Here is a 22,065-nt window from a genome sequence, read left to right on the forward strand (position 1 = left end):
GCTAGCGTGTCTCGCGGTGCGCCTGGTGCTTGCCGCAGTTGGGGCAGAACTTCTTGAGTTCGAGCCGGTCGGGGTCGTTCCGGCGGTTCTTCTTGGTGATGTAGTTACGGTGCTTGCACACCTCGCAGGCCAAAGTGATCTTCGGCCGGACGTCGGTACTGGAAGCCATGGGGGTTCTCTCTTCGACTCTCTGTCTGTCGCGCTGTTGTGTTGTAGCGATGGCCGGACTCGAACCGGCGACCTAACGATTATGAGTCGTTCGCTCTAACCGACTGAGCTACATCGCCTCTGGCCATCCCTTTCGGGGTTGGAGCCGCCCTGCCTGCTCGGCGTCCGCCGAGCCCCCTAACGGAATCGAACCGTTGACCTTTTCCTTACCATGGAAACGCTCTACCGACTGAGCTAAGGGGGCCTTTCACCCGAACCGGCCGGTCATGCCGCGGGCCAAAAAGAGGGTACAGCCTGCTTCGCAACGTCTCCAAACCCACGGGTGCGGTGGTGCGGCGCTCAGCCCCCGTCACCGGAGCGGCGGGGCTCCCATGCGCTGAGGTCGCTGAACTCGTCGTACGCGTCGTCCTGATCGGCGTCGTCGGTCTTGTTGAGAAGTGTCCGCAACGCGAGATGGACCGCCTCGCGCGGGTCGGCCAAATGGAAGCGGCGGATGGCCTCATCCACCAGGTCGGTGTCGATTTCGAGCTCGACATTCTTCCTCATAGGCCAACAGTACCCAGCGGCCCCGGGCGCAAGCCACGGCGCCCGGGGCGTTTCGGCGACCGTCGAAGGCCGACGCCCTAGTCTGATCACGTGCCAGAAGACCGCCTGTATTTCCGTCAACTGCTCTCCGGTCGCGACTTCGCCGCCGGTGATGTGATCGCGACGCAGATGCGCAACTTCGCCTATCTGATCGGCGACCGGCAGACCTGCGATTGTCTGGTGGTGGACCCCGCCTACGCGGCCGGGGACCTGCTGGACGCGGTCGAGTCCGACGGCATGAAGCTGTCGGGTGTGCTGGTGACGCACCACCACCCCGACCACGTCGGCGGATCCATGATGGGGTTCGAGCTGAAGGGCCTCGCCGAGCTGCTGGAACGCGCGGCCGTGCCGGTGCACGTCAACACCCATGAAGCGGTGTGGGTTTCGCGCGTGACCGGGATCAGCCTCGCAGACCTCACCACCCACGAGAACCACGACAAGGTGCAGGTCGGCGACATCGAGATCGAGTTGCTGCACACCCCGGGCCACACCCCGGGCAGCCAGTGCTTCCTGCTCGACGGCCGGCTGGTCGCCGGCGACACGCTGTTCCTGGAGGGTTGCGGACGCACCGACTTCCCGGGTGGCGACTCCGACGCGATGTATCGCAGCCTGCAACAGCTTGCCGCGCTGCCCGGCGACCCGAGGGTGTTCCCGGGGCACTGGTATTCGGCGGAACCCAGCGCTTCCCTGGCCGAAGTAAAGCGTTCCAACTATGTGTACCGCGCCGCCGACCTCGACCAGTGGCGCATGTTGATGGGCGGTTGAGGGGCCAATCGACGGGCGTCCGGGCGATCGCGGGGCCGTTGGCTCTGTGATATAAGCGGAAGGTGGATTCCATGGGGTGGATCCGGGACAGCTGGCACGAAGTCACCCATGTTGGGTCCAGCACCTGGATAGCGTGGGCGGCGTGGGCGGCGATCGTGCTCGCCGTCATCACATTGGTCTTCACCAACCGCCAGATCGCGCGGAACCGGCAGCTGGCCGCCGAGCAAACCCGTCCCCAGGTCACGATGTTCATGGAACCGCATCAGGCGGATTGGCACGTGATCGAGCTTGTGGTCAGGAACTTCGGCAAGACCGCTGCCTATGACATCAGCTTCTCCTTCGAGAACCCGCCGACGGTGGCGCAGTACGAGAACGCCACCGACGGCTACGCCGACGTCGTCGAGTTGCGACTGCCCCACGAGTTGCCGATGCTGGCGCCCGGCCAGGAATTCCGCATGGTGTGGGACTCGGCGCTCGACCGCAACGAGATCGGCACCGGCATCGAGTCGCGCTTCGTAGGCACCGTGAGCTACTTCGACCGGCCCGAGAACCCGCAGCGCCGGCGGTTCTGGCACCGCGACCGCGACCCGCTGCAGACGCGGGTGGTGCTCGACTGGGAGGCCCTGCCGCCCGTCCAGCGCATCGAGCTGATGACGACACACGACCTGGCGAAGCGCGAGAAGCAGAAGCTGGAACTGCTGCGCGGCCTGCTCACCTACTTCCATTACGCCAGCAAGGAAACCCGCCCCGAGGTCTTCCGCAGCGAGATCGAGCGGATCAACGGCGCCGTCCGGGAGACCCAGGACAGATGGCGGACGCGCCAACTCGATGAACCCACCGATGTCAGCCTGCGCTGGGCCAATGCCGACGGCGAATTGGGCAGACACCACAGCCAGCCCGCGTGACGGGTAAGGAGCAGCCCATGAGCGGCCCGGTCCACTACAGCGTGAAGGATTCCGTCGCCGTCATCAGGATGGACGACGGCAAGGTCAACGCGCTGGGCCCCACGATGCAGCAGGCCCTGGGTGAGGCGATCGACCGGGCCGAGAGCGACAACGCGGGGGCGCTGGTGATCGCCGGCAACGACCGGGTGTTCAGTGGCGGATTCGACCTGAAGGTTCTCACCTCGGGCGAGGCGCAGCCCGCGATCGACATGCTCCGGGGGGGCTTCGAGCTCTCCTACCGCCTCTTGTCGCACCCGAAGCCCGTCGTGATGGCCTGCACCGGTCATGCCATCGCGATGGGGGCGTTCCTGCTGTCGTCCGGCGACCACCGCGTGGCCGCCCACGCCTACAACATCCAGGCCAACGAGGTCGCGATCGGCATGACGATTCCGTACGCGGCCCTCGAGATCATAAAGCTGCGCCTCACCCGGTCGGCGTACCAGCAGGCGGCCGGCCTTGCCAAGACGTTCTTCGGCGAGACCGCGCTGGCGGCCGGGTTCGTCGACGAAATCGTGTTGCCGGAAATGGTGCTCAGCCGGGCCGAGGAAGCCGCGCGGGAATTCGCCGGTCTTCACCAAAAGGCCCACGCCGCAACCAAATTGCGGGCCCGTGCCGACGCCTTGCAGGCCATCCGCGCCGGCATCGACGGAATCGAAGCCGAGTTCGGGCTCTAGGCGGCCGGGCAAACGGTGGGCGCCGCCGAACGTGAGAACGCGGCGGCCATCATGCCCAGCCGCCGCGTTGACATCGCCTCCTCGTCGCAAGTCTTGCACGCCCACGCCGCCGAGTCACTTTATTTCCGCAAATCGCCCGGACCCCGATTCAGTCCCGCGCCGAATCCCATTGGTATGGCAGGAATTTGCCGTCGAACGTCACGACGACACGATCGCCCGAGGGGTGTGGCTTTTTCTGCAGATCGACGCTGAAATTGATCGCGCTCATGATTCCGTCCCCGAACTGTTCGTGAATCACCTCCTTGATGGCGCCGCCGTAGACCTGCAGGGCCTCGTAGAAGCGGTAGATGGTCGGGTCGGTGGGGACCGCCGTGGGCAGCCCGCCACGCATCGGCGGCGCCGCCAGCACCGGCACGGCCGACTCGTCGAGCCCCAGCATGCCGACGAGCACCTTGCCGAGTTCGGCGGGAATCGGGTGCTGGCCGAGCAACGCCGACGTCGTCCACAGCAGCGGGCGGCCGATGGCGTCGGCGAGTTCCTGCCACGTCAGCCCCCGGCGGAGGCGGCCGAGCACGACCTGTTCGGTGACCTCATTCCGGTTCATCGTCCGCCTCACCAGTGCCCGTGGTGAACGACGTCGGTGAACGGGCGCCGGTTGGGCTTGCGGATCGGCTTGAGTGGGCGGTCGGCCGGATATCCGACGCCGAGCAGGAACGCCACCAGGTAGCCGTCGGGCACTCCCAGGATCGCGCGCGCCCTGACCTGGTCACCGACGGACGAGTGGCCCGTGCCGATCCCAAGGTCGGTGGCCGCGATCATCATCGCCATGGTGGCCTGACCGACGTCGTAGTTGTCGGTGACCACCCGGCGGTCATCCGGCGGCACCGGCACGACGATCGCGATCGCGGCGGCGGCCGCGGCGATGTGCCCGGCGCCCTGCCAGACGGTGGACAACTCCTGCAGCTGACCCCGGTCGGTGACGATGACGAAGTCCCACGGCTGGCGATTCTTCGCCGACGGCGCCCGCCAGCCGGCCTCGGCGATGCGGTCGAGGTGCTCCTCGGGCACCGGCTCGGGTGTGTACTGCCGGACATTGCGCCGAGCGCAAAGCGCGTCCCATGCCTCCATCACGTTCCCCTGCCTCTCGTTAGTTGCCGTCGCCGTCCATCTCGCCCTCGAGCGCGTCGAGCACCCTGCGGAGCTCGCCGACCATCCAGCTGCCGCTGCGCCGGTGCAAGACGTCCAGCAGCGACCGGTAGTACCACAGGTGCAGCCGCGGGTCCTGCACGCTGAACCGCTGCCACAGCCGGTTTCCCTCGGCACGGTAATCACGCAGGATCGCACGCGCATTGTCGAGCTTATCGGCGAGCGAAATCAGCACGGCGTCGTCGGACGCCGCACGCAGGTGGGCGATGTAGCGCTCCTTGCGCTCCCGCCAGGACGGTTTGGGGCTTTCGAACGTGTCACTGCATTCGGCGACGATGGACGCCACCCCGTTCCCGAACTTCTGCCGGATCTCGGCCAGCGTCTCCTGGCCGCCCTGGTCCTCGGCGGCGTCGTGCAGCAGCGCGGCGATGGCCTGCTCCTCGGTGCCGCCGTCGTCGATCACCAGCCCGGCCACCGACAGCAGATGGCCGACGTACGGCACTTCGCTGCCCTTGCGCGTCTGCCGGGCGTGCTTGGCGGCCGCGTAGCCCAGGGCGTCGGCGAACCTGGGCGTCAGGCGAGGCGGCGATGCCCGATGGGCCATACCCGCCTCCTTTCGGTGTCGAAGGGTTCGAAGGGCTTGCCTTCACTGTGGCACGGCGGTCCGACAGCTGTCGGCGCGGCGTTCTATGGTTGCAGCGCAATGGCCTTCCATCTTCACCGCGCCGAACGCACCGACCTGCTCGCCGACGGGCTCGGCGCACTGTTGGCCGACGCGTTGCCCGACCCGTTCGCTCGGGAACTGGTTCTGGTGCCCGCGCGGGGCGTGGAGCGCTGGCTGGGCCAGCGGCTCTCACACGTGCTCGGCCGCCGGACAGGACCGGGCGCGGCCGACGACGGGGTGTGCGCTGGCGTGGAGTTCCGCAGCCCCGGCTCGCTGATCGCCGAAATCTATGCCGTCGAGGACGATCCGTGGTCGCCCGAGGCCATGACCTGGCCGCTGCTGGAAGTCGTCGACTGTTCCCTGGACGAGCCGTGGTGTCGCACGCTGGCAACGCATTTGGGGCACTTCCACGCGGGCGCGGAGGCGGAGCTGCGGCGCGGCCGGCGATACGAGGTGGCACGCCGGCTGGCCGGTTTGTTCGCGTCGTACGCGCGCCAGCGCCCACAACTGCTCGTCGACTGGCTGGGCGGCGACACGGCGGGCCTCGACGACGATCTGCTCTGGCAGCCACACCTGTGGCGGGCCCTGGTCGAGCGCGTCGGGATCGATCCTCCGCACGTCCGCCACCGCGACGCCGTCGCCCGGCTGCAGCGCGGGCCCAGCGACCTGCCCCCCCGACTGTCGCTGTTCGGGCACACCCGGCTGCCGTGCACCGACGTCGAACTGCTCGAGGCGCTGGCGGCGCATCACGACCTGCACCTGTGGCTGCCGCACCCGAGCGACACGCTGTGGCGTGCGCTCGCCGGCGTTCGCGGCGCCGTCCCGCGACGATGCGACACCAGCCACCGCGCGGTCAACCACCCGCTGCTGGCGACGCTCGGACGAGACCTGAGGGAACTGCAACGCGGCCTGCCGGCCGCGGTTTTGACCGACGAGCACCTCCCCGGCACCGGGTACCCGGACACGCTGCTCGGCTGGCTGCAGTCCGACATCGCCGCCGATGCCAGTCGCCCACGCGGGCGCCGGCTCGCAACCGACGACCGGTCGGTGCAGATCCACAACTGCCACGGCCCGGCCCGGCAGATCGACGTGCTGCGCGAGGTGCTGCTGGGCCTGCTGGCCGACGACCCGACGCTGGAGCCGCGCGACATCCTGGTGATGTGCCCGGACATCGAGACCTACGCGCCCCTCATCGTCGCCGACTTCGGGCTCGGTGACATGGTCGGCGGCATGATCCGCGGTGCCCACCCCGCGCACCGGTTGCGGGTGCGCCTCGCCGACCGCTCGCTGATCCAGACCAACCCGCTGCTCGGCGTCGCCGCGCAACTGCTGGCGCTGGCCGGCGGCAGGGTGACGGCTTCCGAGGTGCTCAACGTCGCCCAGACGGCGCCGGTGCGCGCCCAATTCGGTTTCACCGACGACGATTTGGAGGCCATCACCCGCTGGGTTCGGCAGGCGAACATCCGGTGGGGCTTCGACCGGGAGCACCGGCAGCCCTACCACGTCGACTTCGTGCACAACACTTGGCGTTTCGGCATCGACCGGATCCTGGCCGGCGTCGCGATGTCCGAGGACTCCCATGCGTGGATCGACGCAACGCTGCCCCTCGACGACGTCAGCAGCAACCGCGTCCAATTGGCAGGCCGGTTCGCCGAATTCGTCGCGCGGCTGCAGCGCGCGGCCGACGCGCTCACCGGCCCGCGACCGCTGCACGAGTGGCTGGCCGCGCTGGCCGACGGCATCACCACGCTGACCCGCGTCGACGACCCGGACGCCTGGCAGAGCGCCCAGATGCAGCGCCAGTTCGCCGAGGTACTGGGGCACGCCGGACCACGCGCCGCCACCGTGCTGCGGCTGCCGGATGTCCGCGCGCTTCTGGCCCGGCACCTGTCCGGACGCCCGACGCGGGCCAATTTCCGCACCGGCACCCTGACCGTGTGCACGATGGTGCCGATGCGCTCGGTGCCGCACCGGGTGATCTGCCTGGTGGGGCTGGACGACGGGCTGTTCCCGCGCCTCGGCGTGGTCGACGGCGACGACGCGCTGGCCCGCGAGCCCATGACCGGCGAGCGCGACATCCGTTCGGAGGACCGGCAATTGCTGCTGGACGCGATCGGGGCGGCGACCGAAAAGCTCGTGATCACCTACACCGGGGCCAACGAATACTCCGGCCAGCCGCGCCCGCCCGCCGTCCCGCTCGCCGAGCTGCTCGACGCTCTGGACATGACCGTGCCCCCCGACGGCGCCGACCGGGTCCGCGACCGCATCGTCGTCGAACATCCGCTGCAGCCCTTCGATATTCGCAACGTCATACCTGGCGAGCTGGTGCCGGGGGTGCCGTTCACCTTCGACCCGGCGGCGCTGCGTTCCGCCCGCGTGGCCAGCGGTGCACGCGGCGAGCAGCCCAGGTTCATCTGCGAACCGCTGCCGCCACCACCGCCCGACGACGTGCCGCTCGCCGACCTCGTCGCGTTCTTCAGGGATCCGGTGAAGGGCTTCTTCCGCGCGCTGGAGTTCACCTTGCCGCGCGACGTCGACGGGGTGCAGGACGCCATGCCGGTCGACATCGACAACCTCGAGGAATGGACGGTCGGCGACCGGATGCTGGGTGACATCCTCCGGGGGATGACCCCGGACGACGCGCGCCAGGCGGAGTGGCGCCGCGGCACGCTGCCGCCCGGCCAGCTCGGCTGGCGCAAGGTCGCCGAGATTCGCGATCGGGTCACCGTTTTGGCGACGGAGGCGCTGCGGCATCGCGCGGCGGCCCCGCGGGCCTACGACGTCGACGTCGAACTGGGCGCCGGGCGTCGGCTCACTGGCACGGTGTCGCCCGTGTACGGCGACCGCCTGGTCTCGGTGACGTATTCGAAGCTCGACGGCAGGCACCTGCTTCAGTCGTGGATTGCGCTGCTGGCGTTGACCGCTCACGATCCCGGTCGCGATTGGTCGGCGGTGTGCATCGGCCGCGCGCCCCGGGGCCCGGCCGCTCGGGCGCGGGCGCTGGGACCTCCGCAGGGCCCCGCCGGTCAGGCCGCGGCGGTCCTGCGCGAGTTGGTCGCGATCTACGACGCGGGGCGGCGGGAGCCGATCCCGTTGCCCGTCAAGACATCTTACGCCTGGGCCGCCGCGCGGTTCTGCGGCGACGACCCGGTGCGCCAGGCGGAGTACCGGTGGAGGTCCGACCGGTACCCGGGCGAGGATCAGGCCCCGGCCCACGTGCGCGCCTGGGGCAGGAACGCGCCGCTGACCGATCTGATGCAACCGCTGCGCGCCGGCGAGGACTACGAGGCCGAGGAGCACCGGCTCGGCGCCTATGCCGCCCGGCTGTGGCTGCCGATGCTGCGCGCCGAGCGGGAGCCCTCGTGAAAGACGACGAGCCAGAGCGCTTCGATCTGCTGGGCCCGCTGCCGGCGGAGCGCTCGACCACGGTGCTGGAGGCCAGCGCGGGCACCGGCAAGACGTTCGCCCTGGCGGGCCTGGTGACCCGCTACCTCGCCGCGGGCGCGGCCACGCTTGACCAGATGCTGCTCATCACGTTCGGCCGGGCCGCCAGCCAGGAGCTGCGCGAGCGGGTCCGCTGCCAGATCGTGGCTGCCGTAACCGCTTTCGACGACCCGTCGACCGTCGGCGACAACGAGCTGGTGGCGTCGCTGCTGGAGGGCGACCCCGGCGAACGCGAGCTGCGCAGGCAGCGGCTCCGCGACGCCCTGGCCGGCTTCGACGCGGCGACGATCGCCACTACGCACCAGTTCTGCCAGCTGGTGTTGCGCTCGCTCGGCGTGGCCGGCGACACAGCCGCCGGTGTCACCCTGATCGAGAGCCTCGACGAGCTGGTCGGCGAGATCGTCGACGACCTGTACCTGGCGCACTTCTCCGGGCAACGCGACGAGCCGGTGCTGGGCTACCGCGACGCGCTGCGGCTGGCGCGCGAGGTGGCCAACAACCCCTCGACGCAACTGCGGCCCAGCGATCCACCGCCCGGGTCGCGGGCGGCGGTCTGTGTGGGATTCGCGAACGAGGTTCTGGCCGAGCTGGAAACGCGCAAGCGGCGGCTCGGCGTTCTGGGCTATGACGATCTGCTGACCCGGCTGGCCGCCGCGCTGGCGGCCGACGATTCGCCCGCCCGCACGCGCATGCACCACCGCTGGCCGATCGTCATGGTCGACGAGTTCCAGGACACCGACCCGGTGCAGTGGAAGGTCATCGACTGCGCTTTCAGCGGGCGCTCCACCGTGGTCCTGATCGGCGACCCGAAGCAGGCCATCTACGCCTTCCGCGGCGGCGACATCCAGACCTACCTGCAGGCGGCCGAGACCGCGGGCCAGAAGAAGACCCTCGGCACCAACTGGCGCAGCGACTCCGCGCTGCTCGATCGGCTGCAGGTGGTGCTGCGCGGAGCCCGGCTCGGTGACGCCGCGATCGTCGTCAAGGACGTCGACGCACACCACCTGGGCCACCGCCTTGCCGGCGCCCCCCGCAACGACCCGTTCCGGCTGCGCGTCGTACAGCGTAAACAGCTGGGCCGCAAGGGAACCGCGAACTTGCCCATCGGCGAGCTGCGGCAGCACATCGGTGCCGACCTCGCCGCCGACATCCGCACGCTGCTCGCTAGTGGCGCGACGTTCGGCGGCAGGCCGCTGCTGGCCCGCGACGTCGCCGTGATCGTCGAACGGCACGAGGACGCCGGCGCCTGCTTCAGGGCGCTCTGCGACGCCGGTGTCCCGGCCGTCTATACCGGCAACTCCGACGTGTTCACCTCCGAGGCCGCCGACGACTGGCTGTGCCTCCTCGAGGCATTCGACCAGCCGCACCGCCCGGGCATGGTCCGCGCGGCCGCCGCGACGATGTTCTTCGGCCACACCGCGGCGTCGCTGGCGGCCGGCGGCGACGCCCTGACCGACCGGATCGCCGAAACCCTGCGCGAGTGGGCCGGCCACGCCCGCGAGCGCGGGGTCGCCGCGATCTTCGAGGCGGCTCAGGCGTGCGGGATGGGCGACCGGGTGCTCGCGTGGCAGGGCGGCGAGCGGCACATGACCGACCTGGCGCACGTCACCCAGCTGCTGCAGAACGTCGCGCACCACGAGCACTACAACCTGCCCGCCCTGCGGGACTGGCTGCGCCGGCAGCGCGACGAACGCAGCGGCTCGACCGAACGCAACCGGCGGCTCGACAGCGACGCCGCCGCCGTGCAGATCATGACGGTCTACGTCAGCAAGGGCCTGCAATACCCGATCGTGTACCTGCCGTTCGCGTTCAACCGCAGCACGCCCAAGCGCGACATCGTGCTGTTCCACGACAACGGGGTGCGCTGCCTGCACGTCGGAGGCGCCGACACCCCGGACTTCGCGCAGGTCGAGGAGGCGGGTCGCACCGAGGACGCCGGCGACGGCAGCCGCCTGACGTACGTCGCGCTGACCAGGGCGCAGGCGCAGGTGGTGGCGTGGTGGTCGCCGGCGTTCAACGAACCCGGCGGCGGCCTCTCGCGGTTGCTGCGCGGCCGCCGGCCCGACGAGCCGCAGATACCCGAGCGCTGCGAACCCGCGAAGGTCAGCGACGAAGACGCGATGGCCCGGATGCGGCAATGGGAGGCCGCGGGTGGCCCGGTCGTCGAGATCTCCGTGGTGGGCCAGGCCCCGCCGCTGCCGCCCGAGCCGGCCCCGAAGAACCTGTGCAGCCGCCACTTTCACCGCGCCATCGACACAGCATGGCGGCGCACCTCGTATTCCGGCCTGATCCGGGTGGCCGAGACCGCGGGGGTCACCAGCGAGCCCGAGGTCACCGACCTCGACGACGAGGCCGGCGAGATCCCGTTGACCGGGGCGGCCGCGGGGGCCGACCTGCCCTCGCCGATGGCGGACCTGCCGACCGGAGCGAAGTTCGGGACGCTGGTGCACGCCGTGCTCGAGACGTCGGATCCCTTCGCCGCCGACCTGGCGGCCGAGCTGGAGTCCAACATCCGGCGGCATTCGGCGTCGTGGCCCGACATCGCCGCCGCCGTGGCCCCCGAGACGCTGGCCGCGGCCATGGTGCCGATGCACGATTCCCCGCTGGGCCCGCTGGCTTGCGGCCTGACGCTGCGCCGAATCGGGTTGCCGGACCGCCTGCGCGAGTTGGACTTCGAGTTGCCGCTGGCCGGCGGTGACCTGCGTGCGGCCACGCCGGCCGTCCGCCTGGCGGAGCTGGCGGCGTTGCTGCGTGGGCACCTTCCGGCCGACGACCCGCTGGCTCCCTACGCGGCCCGGCTGCTGAGCCCGCCCCTCGCCGAACAGCCGTTGCGCGGGTATCTGACCGGCTCGATCGACGCCGTGTTGCGCGTGCCCGACGGCGCTGGACACCGCTACCTGGTGGTGGACTACAAGACGAACTGGCTGGGCGACCCCGACCGCCCGCTGAAGGCCGCCGACTACGGCCGGCCCCGCCTGGTGGAGGCGATGCTGCACTCGGACTATCCGCTGCAGGCGCTGTTGTACACCGCCGTTCTCCATCGCTATTTGCGTTGGCGGGTAAAAGGATACGAGCCTGCACGACATCTCGGCGGCGTGCTGTACCTGTTCGTGCGCGGCATGTGCGGCTCGGAGACCCCGGTGGTCGACGGGCACCCGGCGGGCGTGTTCAGCTGGCGGCCGCCGCCGTCGTTGGTGACGGCGTTGTCGGATCTGCTCGACGGGCGCGAGGCCGCGGCATGAGCGTCGAAGCGATGTCGGTCACCGGGCTGCTCGGTGCCTTCAACGAAGCGGGCGTCTTCGAGGCCGCCGACATCCATGTGGCGCAACGCCTTACGGCGCTGGCCGGCGAGACCGACGAGCGGGTGGCGCTCGCGCTGGCGCTGGTGGTGCGGGCGCTGCGCGGCGGATCGGTGTGCGTGGATCTGCGCGCGACGCCGGCGCAGCTTGACGTCGCCGGTCTGCCGTGGCCCGACGCGGACGACTGGATCGCGGCGGTGCGGGCCAGCCCCCTGTCGTGCTCGCCGCCGGTGCTGCGGCTGCTCGGCGACCTGCTGTACCTGGACCGGTACTGGCTGGAGGAGCAGCAGGTGTGCGACGACGTGTTGTCGCTGTCGGTGCGGCACACGGCGGGCGAGTTGCCAGGCGGGGAAAGGCTTTTCCCGTCGGGCTACGAAGAGCAGCGGGCCGCCGCGCACCTGGCGCTGTCCCAGGCGGTCACCGTGCTGACCGGCGGCCCCGGCACCGGCAAGACGACCACCGTCGCCCGGCTGCTGGCGCTGCTGGTCGAGCAGGCCGAGCTGGCCGGCGCGCCGCCGCCGCGGATCGCACTGGCCGCTCCCACCGGTAAGGCAGCCGCGCGGCTGGCCGAGGCCGTGGCCGCCGAGGCGGAAAATCTCGAGCCGGTGGACCGGGCGCGGCTGGCCGGATTGAGCGCGACGACGCTGCACCGGCTGCTCGGGCCGCGACCCGACACCTCGGTGCGTTTCCGGCACGACCGTGGCAACCGCCTGCCGCATGACGTCATCGTCGTCGACGAGACGTCCATGGTGTCGCTGACGATGATGGCCCGGCTACTCGAGGCGGTGCGGCCCTCGACGCGGCTGATCCTGGTCGGCGATCCCGACCAGTTGGCCTCGGTGGAGGCCGGCGCGGTGCTCAAGGACTTGGTGGACGGCCTCAGTGCCCGCGACGAGGTGCACGTCGCGGCCCTGCGCAAGCCGCACCGGTTCGGTGAGTCGATCGGCGCGCTCGCCGAGGCGATCCGCGACGGCGATCCCGGGCGCGTGGTGCAATTGCTCTGCGCCGGTGGCGATCACGTCGAATGGGTCGACTCTGGTCACCCCGCTGACGCGCTGCGTCAGGTCCTGATCCCGCACGCCCTGCGGCTGCGCGAAGCCGCGCTGCTGGGAGACGCCGCGGCCGCGCTGGCCACGCTCGACGAACACCGGCTGCTGTGCGCCCACCGGCAGGGGCCGTACGGGGCGGCGCACTGGAACCGGCAGGTGCGGCGCTGGCTGTCGGAGGAGACCGGCCAGCCGGTCTCCTCCGACTGGTACGCGGGCCGCCCGCTGCTGGTGACGGCCAACGACTACGGCCTGCGCATCTACAACGGCGACAACGGCGTAACGCTCACCGGGCCGCACGGGTTGCGGGCCGTCATCGCGGGTGCGACGGGCCCGCTCGACTTCTCGACCAGCCGCCTGGGCAACGTCGAGACGATGCACGCGATGACCATCCACAAGAGCCAGGGCAGCCAGGCCGACGAGGTGACGGTGCTACTGCCGCCCGAGGACTCGAGGCTGCTGACGCGCGAACTGTTCTACACGGCGGTGACACGCGCAAAGTCCAGGGTGCGGGTGGTGGGCCCGGCGGCCTCGGTGCGCGCCGCGGTCGAACGCCGGGCGCTGCGGGCAAGCGGGCTGCGACTGCGGTTGCAACAGGCCAGCGGCCGGCCCCGCTAGCGTCCTGAGTCATCAATTCTGGTGCGGTAGTTGTGTTCTGGCATAATCTTTCCCTTCCCACAAATCCCGCCGGCTGATCGATCGTGATCAGGACGCCGCGGATGGGCGGGGCCGCCGGCGCAGGACCGGCTCGAGCAGCGCCGGGGGTCGGTAGGCCATGTCGAGGGTGCCGACGTCGGTTCCGGGGGCGACGATGTCGTCGATCCGATCGAGGATGTCGTCGGTGAGGGTGACCTCGGCACCCGCGAGTAGATCCTCAAGGTGATCCATGGTGCGCGGGCCGATGATCGCGCTGCTCACACCGGGATGGGTGACGGCGAACGCAATCGCCATGTGGCGCAGCGCCAGCCCGGATTCCTCGGCGAGGGTGGTCAGCTGTTCGACAGCGTCAAGCCGGCGTTCGTCACTGAGATGCTTGAAGAATGCTGCGCGGCGCAGGTCGGTCCGCTGCTGGCCCTTGCGGGCACGGCCGGTGAGCAGTCCCTGCGCCAGGGGGCTCCACACCAGGATGCCCATCCCATAGCGCTGCGCCACCGGCAGAACCTCGGCCTCGATGCCACGGTCGAGGATCGAGTACGGCGGCTGTTCGCACCGAAACCGTTGCAGTCCGCGCCTGTCGGCCACCCACTGGGCCTCGACCAAGTCCGACGCGGGCATGGTCGAGGAGCCGATGGCTCGGACCTTGCCGCTGCGTATCAGATCCGACAGCACCGACAGCGTTTCCTCGATGTCGGTGTCGGGGTCGGGCCGGTGGATCTGGTAGAGGTCGATGTAATCGGTCTGCAAGCGGCGCAGCGATTTGTCGACCGATGCCGTGATCCAAAGCCTGGAATTCCCACGCTGGACAGACGCATCTGCCGTCACACGATGGACTTTGGTTGCCAGAACCACGTTGTCACGTCGACCCCTGAGGGCCTTGCCGACGATCTCTTCGGACTCGCCGTCCGAATACGCCGGAGCGGTGTCGATGATGTTGATCCCGGCATCCACGGCCCGATGGACAATCCGGATCGACTCTTCGTGGTCGGGGTTGCCCATCGCGCCGAACATCATGGCGCCCAACGCGTACGGACTGACCTTGATGCCGGTTCGGCCCAGTGTGCGGTACCGCATGGTGATCTCCTGGTTCACTAGCTTCGACTCGCTGTCCTTCGAGTGCCGTGCGGCAGGGTCAGGCAGGACAGCCGTACCACATAGCGCGAACCGGCCGAGTTTGCTTTGGTTTGCACGAGGCCAGTGTGGGTCGAACACGGCGGCGCAACCAGGACGCGTACAACCGGGGACTGGGAGTCCCTGGCTAAGTGCAGACGCCGTGAGGACAATGGGCGCATGGATCGTGCTGCGCTGGCTGAGTTCCTGCGGCGCCGGCGCGAGGTGATCAGTCCCGCAGACGTGGGACTGTCGCCCGGTGCCCGCCGCCGCACGACCGGCTTGCGGCGTGAAGAAGTCGCCCAGTTGACGGGCATGTCCGTTGACTACTACAGCCGCCTCGAGCAGGCTCGCAGCACCCAGCCGTCCACGCAGATGGTCCGCGCGCTCGCCCGCGCACTGCGCCTGACCGACGACGAAACCGACCACCTCTATCGACTGGCCGGCCACGCGGTTCCCGACCGATCGGTGCGTTCCCCGCACGTGCGGCCCGCCCTGCTGTTCCTGCTCGATCAGCTGCGCGACGCGGCCGCCTTCGTCTGCTCGGACACCGAGGTCGTGCTTGCCCAAAACGACATGGCCAAAGCGCTGATGGGCGACATGGCTTCTGGCGACACGGGGCTTGACGCCAGCATGTGCTGGCATTGGTTCACGAATCCACGCTCCCGTGAAGCGATCCCCCAAGACGAGCACGGCCAACACAGTCGCAGCCGGGTCGCGGATCTACGGGCGGCGTGGGCTCGCCGCCGCACCGATCCCGACATGCGCGAACTTGTCGACGGCCTGCTCAAGCACAGCCCCGAATTCGCCGAGTTGTGGGCACGTCACGAGGTGGCGGTACGGCGCATGCAGCGCAAGACCTTCCTCACACCTGTCGGTCCAATCGCTCTGGACTGCGAAGTGCTTGCGACCACGGACGGCCAGCACCTCGTGGTACTCACGCCGCCGGCCGGGACATCGAGCATGGACAGGCTGCGCCTGCTCGCCGTCGTGGGTCGCCAGTCCCTTCAACCGCAACACGACGCTGTCGGCCCGCAGGGCCAGGGCTGTTCTTGAACGCTTTAAACGACGAAATCGCCGGCCCGGTTAGAACGTGTTGACCAGCTTGCGCTGTTCGCCCATCTGGTGCGCCATCGTGTAGTGGTGGTAGTGCATGGCGCACTTGATCACGCAGATGAACAACAGGCCCGGCTCCGGCCGCCGGCGAACCATGGTGCTCATGCGGCGGCGATAGATCCGGCGCAACTTCGGGTCGGGAATGTTGTTCATCAGCCGCAGGAACAGGCCGGTCGCCAGGACCGCGTCGACCGACTGCGACTTCCACTTCTGCCACCGGTGCGTGCGCCAGTAGGAGTTGCGGGCGCGGCTCCAATCGAATTCCCGCCTCAGGAACAGGTTCTCGAGCCGCTCGAAGTAGAACTCGGGCTCGTAGAGGTTCTGCATCAGCTCGATGTACCCGTCGCGCAGCTCCTCGCGAGTCATGCCCAGCGGAATCACATTGGTGCCATAGACCTGTTCGTCGTCGAGGTCGAGGCGTCCCTCGTGTTCGAGCCGGGCATAGAGCGGCGTCTTCGGGATGGCCGAGAGCATGCCGACCATCGCGTGCATGATGTCGGTCTGGCGGACGAACTCGTGCTGCGCCTTGAAGATCCGCGCGTCGTCGTGGTCGAAACCCACGATCATGCCGCACCATACCTCGATCCCCGAGTCCTGCACCTTGCGGACCCGGTCGACGATCGAGCCGCCCTTGCGGACGTTTTGGTACTTCTTCGTCTCGCGCAACGATTCCTCGTTCGGGCTCTCGATGCCGATGAAGGCGGTCACGATGTTGGCCGCATCCATCAACTTCATCAGCTCGTCGTCCTCGGCGAGGTTGAGCGAAACCTCGGTGAAGAACGTGAAGGGGTATCCCTCGGCGGCCTGCCACGCCGCCAGGTCGCGCAGCAACTCCTTGACCGCCACCTTGTTGCCGATCAGGTTGTCGTCGACGATGAACGCCATCCGCAGGTGCTGCTTACGCATCGCCTCCAGTTCGGCGATCACCTGCGCGCTGGTCTTGAGCCGCGGCCTGCGGCCGAACGTGACGATGATGTCGCAGAACTCGCACTGGAACGGGCAGCCGCGGCTGAACTGGACGCTGCCGAACAGATAGTTCTTGATCTTCAGCAGGTCGTAGCGGGGCACCGGCACGGTGGTCATGTCGGTAGCCTCGGTCTGCTCGTAACGACGCCGATGCCGCCCCTGGGCCCATTCGTCGAGGAACAGCGGCCAGGTCGTTTCCGCTTCGCCGACGAAGATCACGTCGGTCAGGCCGTCGAAGTAGTCCTCTTTCACGCTCACCCACGGTCCCCCGACGACGGTGAAGACGCCGCGGGCCTTCAGTTCGCGCAGGATCTCGCGCATCCGGGCGCGCTGGACGGTCATGCCGGTGAGCCCGACGATGTCCGCCCGCGCCAGACGGTCGTAGTCGATCGGCTCGACGTTCTCGTCGAGCAGGGTCACCGAGTGGCCGGCGGGAGTCAGCGCCGCGAGCAGCGGCAGGCAGGCGGTCGGCAGATTGCACTTCTTGCCGAGCAGTGGCAGCGCATGTTCGAGGCCCCAGTAAGACACCTCGAAGCGAGGGTTGATCAACACGATGTCGGCCACGAGCGCCTGCCCAGTTCGTCCGACGGCGCCCCCATCGCCGGTGTGGATACGGTCCGTACGATCCTAATCCGCGATCGACGATACCGACCAACCGGATATCGGGGCGCTAGCGTGCCAGCGGTCTGTAGAAGACGACGCCGTTGCCCTTGTTGTCATAGACGACGGCACGGCGCTCGTGCGCGTCGTCGTACGGACCCCTCACGATGCCGCCGCCGCTGGCCTCGACGGCCCTGGCGGCGGCGTCGACGTCCGCGGTCTTGATGCCGACGACGATCTGCCCGGGCATCGGATGGTCCACCTCGGTCGCCAGCGCCAGCGTGACGGGCCCGCCGTCGAGGGCGGCGAAGTGGGCCCCGTCGCGGAACTTCAGCGACATCCCCAGCGTCTGGCTGTAGAAACTGATCGACTCGTCCAGGTCGTCGGTCGACAAGATGACCATCTTCACTTCGTGGTCGGTCACGGCTGACTCCTTCGGCTGCGCCCCGGCGAGATCCTAGATCCGCTCGGCGGCCACGAACAGGTTCCCCGGCACCGTGTCCCTCACCTGTTCGGGTGCCGGGCGGCCGTAGCCCGCCATCAGCTCGTCGGACGGCGTCACCGTCACGTCCCAGCCGTGCCGCCGGAACCAGTCCCCGACGTCCTCGCGCTCCTCGAAGTACCACAGCTCGTCGGTCCGCGGGACCTCGCGACCCGGGTCGACCTTGGCCATCACGGCGCGGATCCGGTCCATCCGCGCGCGGCGCTTCTCGCGAAACTCCGGTTCCAGGAAGTTCGGCCCCAGCGCTTCCACGGCGACGCGGCTGCCGGGGACGGTCAGCCCCTGCACGCGCTCGAACAACAGCTCCTGCGCAGCGGCGGGCAGGTACGGCATCAGCCCCTCGGCCGACCAGACACTGGGCGCCGAGTCGTCAAAACCGGCCTGCCGCAACGCCGCCGGCCAGTCGTGACGTAGGTCGACGGGCACGGCGATCCGGCGGCAGGCCGGCTCGGCGCCGTGCGCGGCCAGGGTCGAGACCTTGAAGTCCAGGACCCGAGGCTGGTCGAGCTCGTAGACGGTGACGCCGTCCGGCCAGTCCAGCCGCCACGCCCGCGCGTCCAGACCGGACGCCAGGATCACCGCCTGACGGATACCCGCGCGCGTCGCATCGGCGAAGAAGCTGTCGAAGAACTTTGTGCGCGAGGCCATGTAGCCGACCATCGACTGCATCTGCAGCGGCAGCTCGGGTTCGGCTTCGACGACCTCGGCGGGCAGCTGCCCGCCGGCGTGCCAGTTCCACACCCCCTCGCCTGCGGCGTCGAGGAAGACCTGCGCGAACGGGTCGGTGATCAAAGGATTTTCGCTGCGCGTCTCCGCGGCGCGCGCCGACGCCACGCCGAGCGCCGTCGCGCCCACGCTCTCGGTGATCTCCCAGCTGTCGTTGTCCGTCCTCGCCATGGCCTAGCCCTCCCGCCGCGCCGACACGAACAGCGTCCGCGGGGCGGCGTCTTCGACGCCGGTGGGCGGCCTGCGGTCGTAGCCTGCCATCAGCTCCTCGGCCGGAGTGACCGTCGCATCCCAGCCGTGGCGGCGCAGCCAGTCGCCGACGTCTTCGCGCTCCTCGAAGTACCAGAGGTCGGTGACGTCGGGGATCTCCCGGTCCGGCTCCAGCTCGGCCATCACCTCGCGAAGCTGCTGCATCGTCTCGCGCTGCTTGTCCAGGGCCGCCTCGTCGAGGAAGTCCGGGCCGGGCGCCTCCACCGCTATCCGGCTGCCGGCGGCGCCGAGCGCCTGCACGCGCTCGAAGAGCTGCTCCTGGGCCGCCGCGGGCAGGAAGGGGAGCAGGCCCTCGGCCGACCAGGCGCTGGGCGCCGACGCGTCAAACCCGGCCTCGCGCAGGGCGGCGGGCCAGTCGTGCCGCAGGTCGACCGGAACGCTGACCAGGTTGCAGGTCGGTTGCGCGCCCTGCTCGCGCAGCGTCGAGGCCTTGAAATCCAGCACCCGCGGCTGGTCGAGTTCGAAGACGGTGACGCCGTCCGGCCAGTCCAGCCGCCACGCCCGCGAGTCGAGGCCCGCCGCCAGGATCACCACTTGGCGAACGCCCGCGCGGGCTGCGTCGAGGAAGAAGGAGTCGAAGAACGCGGTCCGCGCGGCCATGTAGTCGACCATCCCCTGCATGCGCGGCTTCAGGTCCGGCTGGGCCTCGGTGATCGGGGCGGGCAGGTTCGGGGCCCCGAACCAGCTCCACATGCCCTCCCCGACGGCGTTGAGGAACACGCGCGCAAACGGGTCGCTGATCAACGGGTTGTCGCTCTCGGTCTCCGCCGCGCGGGCCGCCGCGACGCCCAGGGCCGTCGCGCCCACGCTCTCGGTGATCTCCCAGCTGTCGTCGTCAGTTCTCGCCATGCTCAGGCCCTCCCATTTCGCTAGCACGCCTACCTATGCGACCCTACGCGCGCGATCTGTGGGCGAGCTGTCGGAAGAATCGCGATCCGGTTAACTTGTCGGCGAGCCGCTGCAGCGGTGCCGACGGATCCGAGGGATCGTTACACCATGCGAGTTGACGGGCGTGAGATCAGCGTGTCCGGCAATCTCTTGCAGCCACTGACCCGGCGCACCAACGACATCCTGCGGCTGATCCTGGCCGGGGTCTTCCTGGCGGTGGTGGTCACGAGTTCGCTGATCACCCGTCCCGAGTGGGTGGCCCTCGAGAAATCCGTCTCGCAGATCGTGGGGGTCCTCTCGCCCACCCAGGCCGACCTGGTGTACCTGATCTACGGGTTCGCGATCGTCGCGCTGCCGTTCGTGATCCTCATCGGTTTGATCGTCGCCGGACAGTGGAAGATGCTGGGCGCGTACGCAGCTGCCGGCCTGATCGCCGTCTTGCTGCTGTCGGTCAGCGGCAGCCACCTCTCGGCGCCCCGATGGCACTTCGACATCCCCGACCGGCTCAGCACGCTGCCCGCCCAGTTCCTCGACGACCCGCGCTGGATCGCGATGCTGGCCGCGGTGCTGACCGTTTCGGGCCCGTGGCTGCCGGCACGCTGGCGACGCTGGTGGTGGGCGCTGCTGCTGGCCTTCGTTCCCATCCACCTCGTGGTGAGCGCGATCGTGCCGGCCCGCTCGCTGGTGGGCCTGGCGGTCGGGTGGGTGGTCGGTGCCCTGGTGGTGCTGGTGGTCGGCACACCCGCGCTCGAGGTGCCCCTGGACGCCGCCGTGCGCGCGATGGCCAGACGCGAGTTCCTCGTCTCGGGCCTGACCGTGGTCCGCCCGGCCGGGCGTGGACCGCTGGTGCTGCGGGCCGGATGCGAGGATCCCGAATCCTCGGCGATGATCGAGCTCTATGGCCCGCACCAGCGCAGCCGCGGCACGCTGCGCCAGCTCAGGAGCAAGCTGTTCCTGCGCGACGCCGAGACCGCCCCCCTGGTGACCTCCATGCGCCGCGCCGTGGAGCATCGGGCCCTGATGGCGATCGCCATCGGCGACCTGGGAGTGGCGAACACATCGACGATCGCGGTCGCCACGCTGGACCGCGGCTGGATGCTCTACGCGCACAAGCCCCCTCGCGGCACGTCACTGCGCGAACGCACCGAGACGACGCCGGTGGAGAAGGTGTGGGAGGGGCTGCGGACGCTCAGCGACCAGCAGATCGCGCACGGTGACCTGCGCGGCCGGCACATCACCGTCGACGACGGGGCCGTGCTGTTCGGCGGCTTCGGCAGCGCCGAATACGGCGCCACCGACGCCCAGCTCCAGTCCGACGTGGCGCAGCTGCTGGTGACGACGTCCGCCCTGTACGACCCGAAGTCGGCGGTGGCCGCCGCGATCGACGTGTTCGGCAAGGACACCATCCTGACCGCTTCGAGGCGGTTGACGAAAATTGCCGTGCCCAAACCGATTCGGAAGTCGATCTCCGGAGCGTCGGCGGTGATCTCGGCCGCCCGTTCGGAGGTCAAGCGGCAGACGGGCGCGGACCAGATCAAGACCCAGACCGTCACGAGGTTCACCCGCGGCCAGATCATCCAGCTGGTGCTGTTCGGGGCGTTGGTCTACGTCGCGTACCCGTTCATCAGCACCGCGCCGACGTTCGTCTCGCAGATCAGAAACGCCGACTGGTGGTGGGCGCTGCTGGGCCTGGCGGTGTCGGCGCTGACCTACGTGGGCGCGGCGGCCGCCCTGTGGGCCAGCGCCGACGAGAAGGTCGATTTCTGGAAGCTGTCGATTGCGCAGGTGGCCAACACCTTCGCCGCGACCACCACGCCGGCCGGCGTCGGCGGGCTGGCGCTCAGCACGCGCTACCTGCAGAAGGGCGGCGGCCTGACCGCGATGCGGGCCACCACCGCGGTGGCCCTGCAACAGTCCGTGCAGGTGATCATGCACCTGGCGCTGTTGATCCTGTTCAGCACCGTCGCGGGCGCGTCGGCGGACGTCTCGCACTTCGTTCCCAGCGCAACGCTGCTCTACCTGATCGCGGGTGTGGCGCTGGGCATCGTCGGCACCTTCCTGTTCGTCCCCAAACTGCGGCGCTGGCTGGCCACGGACGTGCGCCCGAAGCTCAAGGAGCTCGCGGGCGACCTGCTCGAGGTCGCCCGCGAGCCGCAGCGACTGGGCCTGATCGTGTTGGGCTGTGTCGGAACCACTCTCGGTGCGGCGCTGGCCCTGTGGTCCAGCGTCGAGGCTTTCGGCGGGGGCGCGACATTCGTCACCGCCACCGTGGTGACGATGGTTGGCGGAACGCTGGCGTCCGCCGCGCCGACGCCCGGCGGCGTCGGCGCGGTCGAAGCGGCCCTGATCGGTGGGCTGGCCGCCTTCGGCGTCCCCGCGGCCGTCGGGGTTCCGTCGGTGCTGCTCTACCGGGTGCTCACCTGCTGGCTGCCGGTGTTCGTCGGCTGGCCCGTGATGCGGTGGCTCACCAAGAACGAGATGGTGTGAGCCGCAGG

At 69.5% G+C, this 22,065-nt stretch carries 17 protein-coding genes, 2 tRNA genes and 1 pseudogene; 8 read left to right on the forward strand and 12 right to left on the reverse strand.

From position 1 onward, the window contains the following. Position 1 precedes the first annotated feature (1 nt). The 4 genes from rpmG to G6N48_RS15690 all read right to left on the reverse strand — a co-directional run bounded on the left by rpmG (position 2) and on the right by G6N48_RS15690 (position 714). A complete protein-coding gene (rpmG, locus tag G6N48_RS15675) occupies positions 2-169 on the reverse strand; it encodes a 50S ribosomal protein L33 (RefSeq protein WP_003898538.1) in 168 nt (55 codons plus the stop codon). Positions 170-213: 44 nt separating this feature from the next. Continuing rightward, positions 214-287, reverse strand: a tRNA-Met gene (locus tag G6N48_RS15680). Between the two features lie 52 nt (positions 288-339). After that, positions 340-412: transfer RNA gene (locus tag G6N48_RS15685), tRNA-Thr, on the reverse strand. Positions 413-507: 95 nt separating this feature from the next. After that, positions 508-714 carry a type II toxin-antitoxin system VapB family antitoxin gene (locus G6N48_RS15690; protein ID WP_085271887.1) on the reverse strand — a complete coding sequence of 69 codons (207 nt, stop codon included), beginning with the start codon at positions 712-714 and terminating at the stop codon, positions 508-510. A 90-nt stretch (positions 715-804) separates the two neighbouring features. On the opposite strand from G6N48_RS15690, the gene G6N48_RS15695 reads away from it, so the two are divergent. The 3 genes and pseudogenes from G6N48_RS15695 (at position 805) to G6N48_RS15705 (ending at position 3,136) form a co-directional block, all read left to right on the forward strand. Then, entirely contained in the window at positions 805-1,518 is a 714-nt protein-coding gene (locus G6N48_RS15695) for an MBL fold metallo-hydrolase (RefSeq protein WP_085271886.1), read from the forward strand. Positions 1,519-1,589: 71 nt separating this feature from the next. Continuing rightward, positions 1,590-2,422: pseudogene (locus G6N48_RS15700) on the forward strand (hypothetical protein); the annotation flags it as partial. A gap of 18 nt (positions 2,423-2,440) precedes the next feature. Next, positions 2,441-3,136 (forward strand): crotonase/enoyl-CoA hydratase family protein, encoded by a 696-nt coding sequence (locus tag G6N48_RS15705; protein ID WP_085272075.1) that lies wholly within the window; start codon positions 2,441-2,443, stop codon positions 3,134-3,136. A gap of 148 nt (positions 3,137-3,284) precedes the next feature. Here G6N48_RS15705 and cynS read toward each other — a convergent pair whose 3' ends face one another. The 3 genes from cynS to G6N48_RS15720 are packed head-to-tail and all read right to left on the reverse strand — an operon-like array spanning position 3,285 to position 4,886. Next, on the reverse strand, positions 3,285-3,740 hold the full coding sequence (cynS, locus tag G6N48_RS15710; RefSeq protein WP_085271884.1) for a cyanase: 456 nt from the start codon (positions 3,738-3,740) through the stop codon (positions 3,285-3,287). A gap of 8 nt (positions 3,741-3,748) precedes the next feature. Next, entirely contained in the window at positions 3,749-4,264 is a 516-nt protein-coding gene (locus tag G6N48_RS15715; RefSeq protein ID WP_085271883.1) for a nitroreductase family protein, read from the reverse strand. A 19-nt stretch (positions 4,265-4,283) separates the two neighbouring features. Next, positions 4,284-4,886 (reverse strand): HD domain-containing protein, encoded by a 603-nt coding sequence (locus tag G6N48_RS15720; RefSeq protein ID WP_085271882.1) that lies wholly within the window; start codon positions 4,884-4,886, stop codon positions 4,284-4,286. A 99-nt stretch (positions 4,887-4,985) separates the two neighbouring features. Here G6N48_RS15720 and recC point away from each other — a divergent pair, with 99 nt between their 5' ends. Genes recC through recD form a run of 3 tightly spaced genes read left to right on the forward strand, consistent with a single transcriptional unit; the run spans position 4,986 to position 13,353 of the window. Next, positions 4,986-8,312, forward strand: coding sequence for an exodeoxyribonuclease V subunit gamma (recC, locus tag G6N48_RS15725; protein ID WP_085271881.1), 3,327 nt, complete (start codon positions 4,986-4,988; stop codon positions 8,310-8,312). Continuing rightward, positions 8,309-11,632 carry an exodeoxyribonuclease V subunit beta gene (gene recB / locus G6N48_RS15730; protein ID WP_085271880.1) on the forward strand — a complete coding sequence of 1,108 codons (3,324 nt, stop codon included), beginning with the start codon at positions 8,309-8,311 and terminating at the stop codon, positions 11,630-11,632. Before recC ends, recB begins: the two co-directional genes overlap by 4 nt. After that, positions 11,629-13,353 carry an exodeoxyribonuclease V subunit alpha gene (gene recD / locus G6N48_RS15735; RefSeq protein WP_085271879.1) on the forward strand — a complete coding sequence of 575 codons (1,725 nt, stop codon included), beginning with the start codon at positions 11,629-11,631 and terminating at the stop codon, positions 13,351-13,353. The genes recB and recD overlap by 4 nt, the downstream gene beginning before the upstream one ends. Positions 13,354-13,440: 87 nt before the next feature. On the opposite strand, the gene G6N48_RS15740 is transcribed toward recD, so the two are convergent. Next, positions 13,441-14,466, reverse strand: a complete 1,026-nt coding sequence (locus tag G6N48_RS15740) for an aldo/keto reductase (protein WP_085272074.1) — start codon at positions 14,464-14,466, stop codon at positions 13,441-13,443. A 216-nt stretch (positions 14,467-14,682) separates the two neighbouring features. On the opposite strand from G6N48_RS15740, the gene G6N48_RS15745 reads away from it, so the two are divergent. Next, a complete protein-coding gene (locus G6N48_RS15745; RefSeq protein ID WP_085271878.1) occupies positions 14,683-15,558 on the forward strand; it encodes a helix-turn-helix transcriptional regulator in 876 nt (291 codons plus the stop codon). A 30-nt stretch (positions 15,559-15,588) separates the two neighbouring features. On the opposite strand, the gene G6N48_RS15750 is transcribed toward G6N48_RS15745, so the two are convergent. The 4 genes from G6N48_RS15750 to G6N48_RS15765 all read right to left on the reverse strand — a co-directional run bounded on the left by G6N48_RS15750 (position 15,589) and on the right by G6N48_RS15765 (position 19,531). Continuing rightward, entirely contained in the window at positions 15,589-17,148 is a 1,560-nt protein-coding gene (locus tag G6N48_RS15750) for a B12-binding domain-containing radical SAM protein (protein ID WP_085271877.1), read from the reverse strand. A gap of 106 nt (positions 17,149-17,254) precedes the next feature. Continuing rightward, a complete protein-coding gene (locus tag G6N48_RS15755; protein WP_085271876.1) occupies positions 17,255-17,608 on the reverse strand; it encodes a VOC family protein in 354 nt (117 codons plus the stop codon). A 33-nt stretch (positions 17,609-17,641) separates the two neighbouring features. Continuing rightward, the gene (locus G6N48_RS15760; protein WP_085271875.1) at positions 17,642-18,583 is read right to left on the reverse strand and encodes a class I SAM-dependent methyltransferase; all 942 of its coding nucleotides are present in this window, start codon (positions 18,581-18,583) and stop codon (positions 17,642-17,644) included. A 3-nt stretch (positions 18,584-18,586) separates the two neighbouring features. Continuing rightward, positions 18,587-19,531 carry a class I SAM-dependent methyltransferase gene (locus tag G6N48_RS15765; RefSeq protein WP_085271874.1) on the reverse strand — a complete coding sequence of 315 codons (945 nt, stop codon included), beginning with the start codon at positions 19,529-19,531 and terminating at the stop codon, positions 18,587-18,589. Between the two features lie 147 nt (positions 19,532-19,678). Here G6N48_RS15765 and G6N48_RS15770 point away from each other — a divergent pair, with 147 nt between their 5' ends. After that, on the forward strand, positions 19,679-22,057 hold the full coding sequence (locus G6N48_RS15770) for a lysylphosphatidylglycerol synthase transmembrane domain-containing protein (protein WP_085271873.1): 2,379 nt from the start codon (positions 19,679-19,681) through the stop codon (positions 22,055-22,057). The last annotated feature ends 8 nt before the right edge of the window (positions 22,058-22,065 follow it).

It is taken from the genome of Mycobacterium parmense (assembly GCF_010730575.1).
GTDB classification, from domain to species: Bacteria; Actinomycetota; Actinomycetes; order Mycobacteriales; family Mycobacteriaceae; genus Mycobacterium; species Mycobacterium parmense.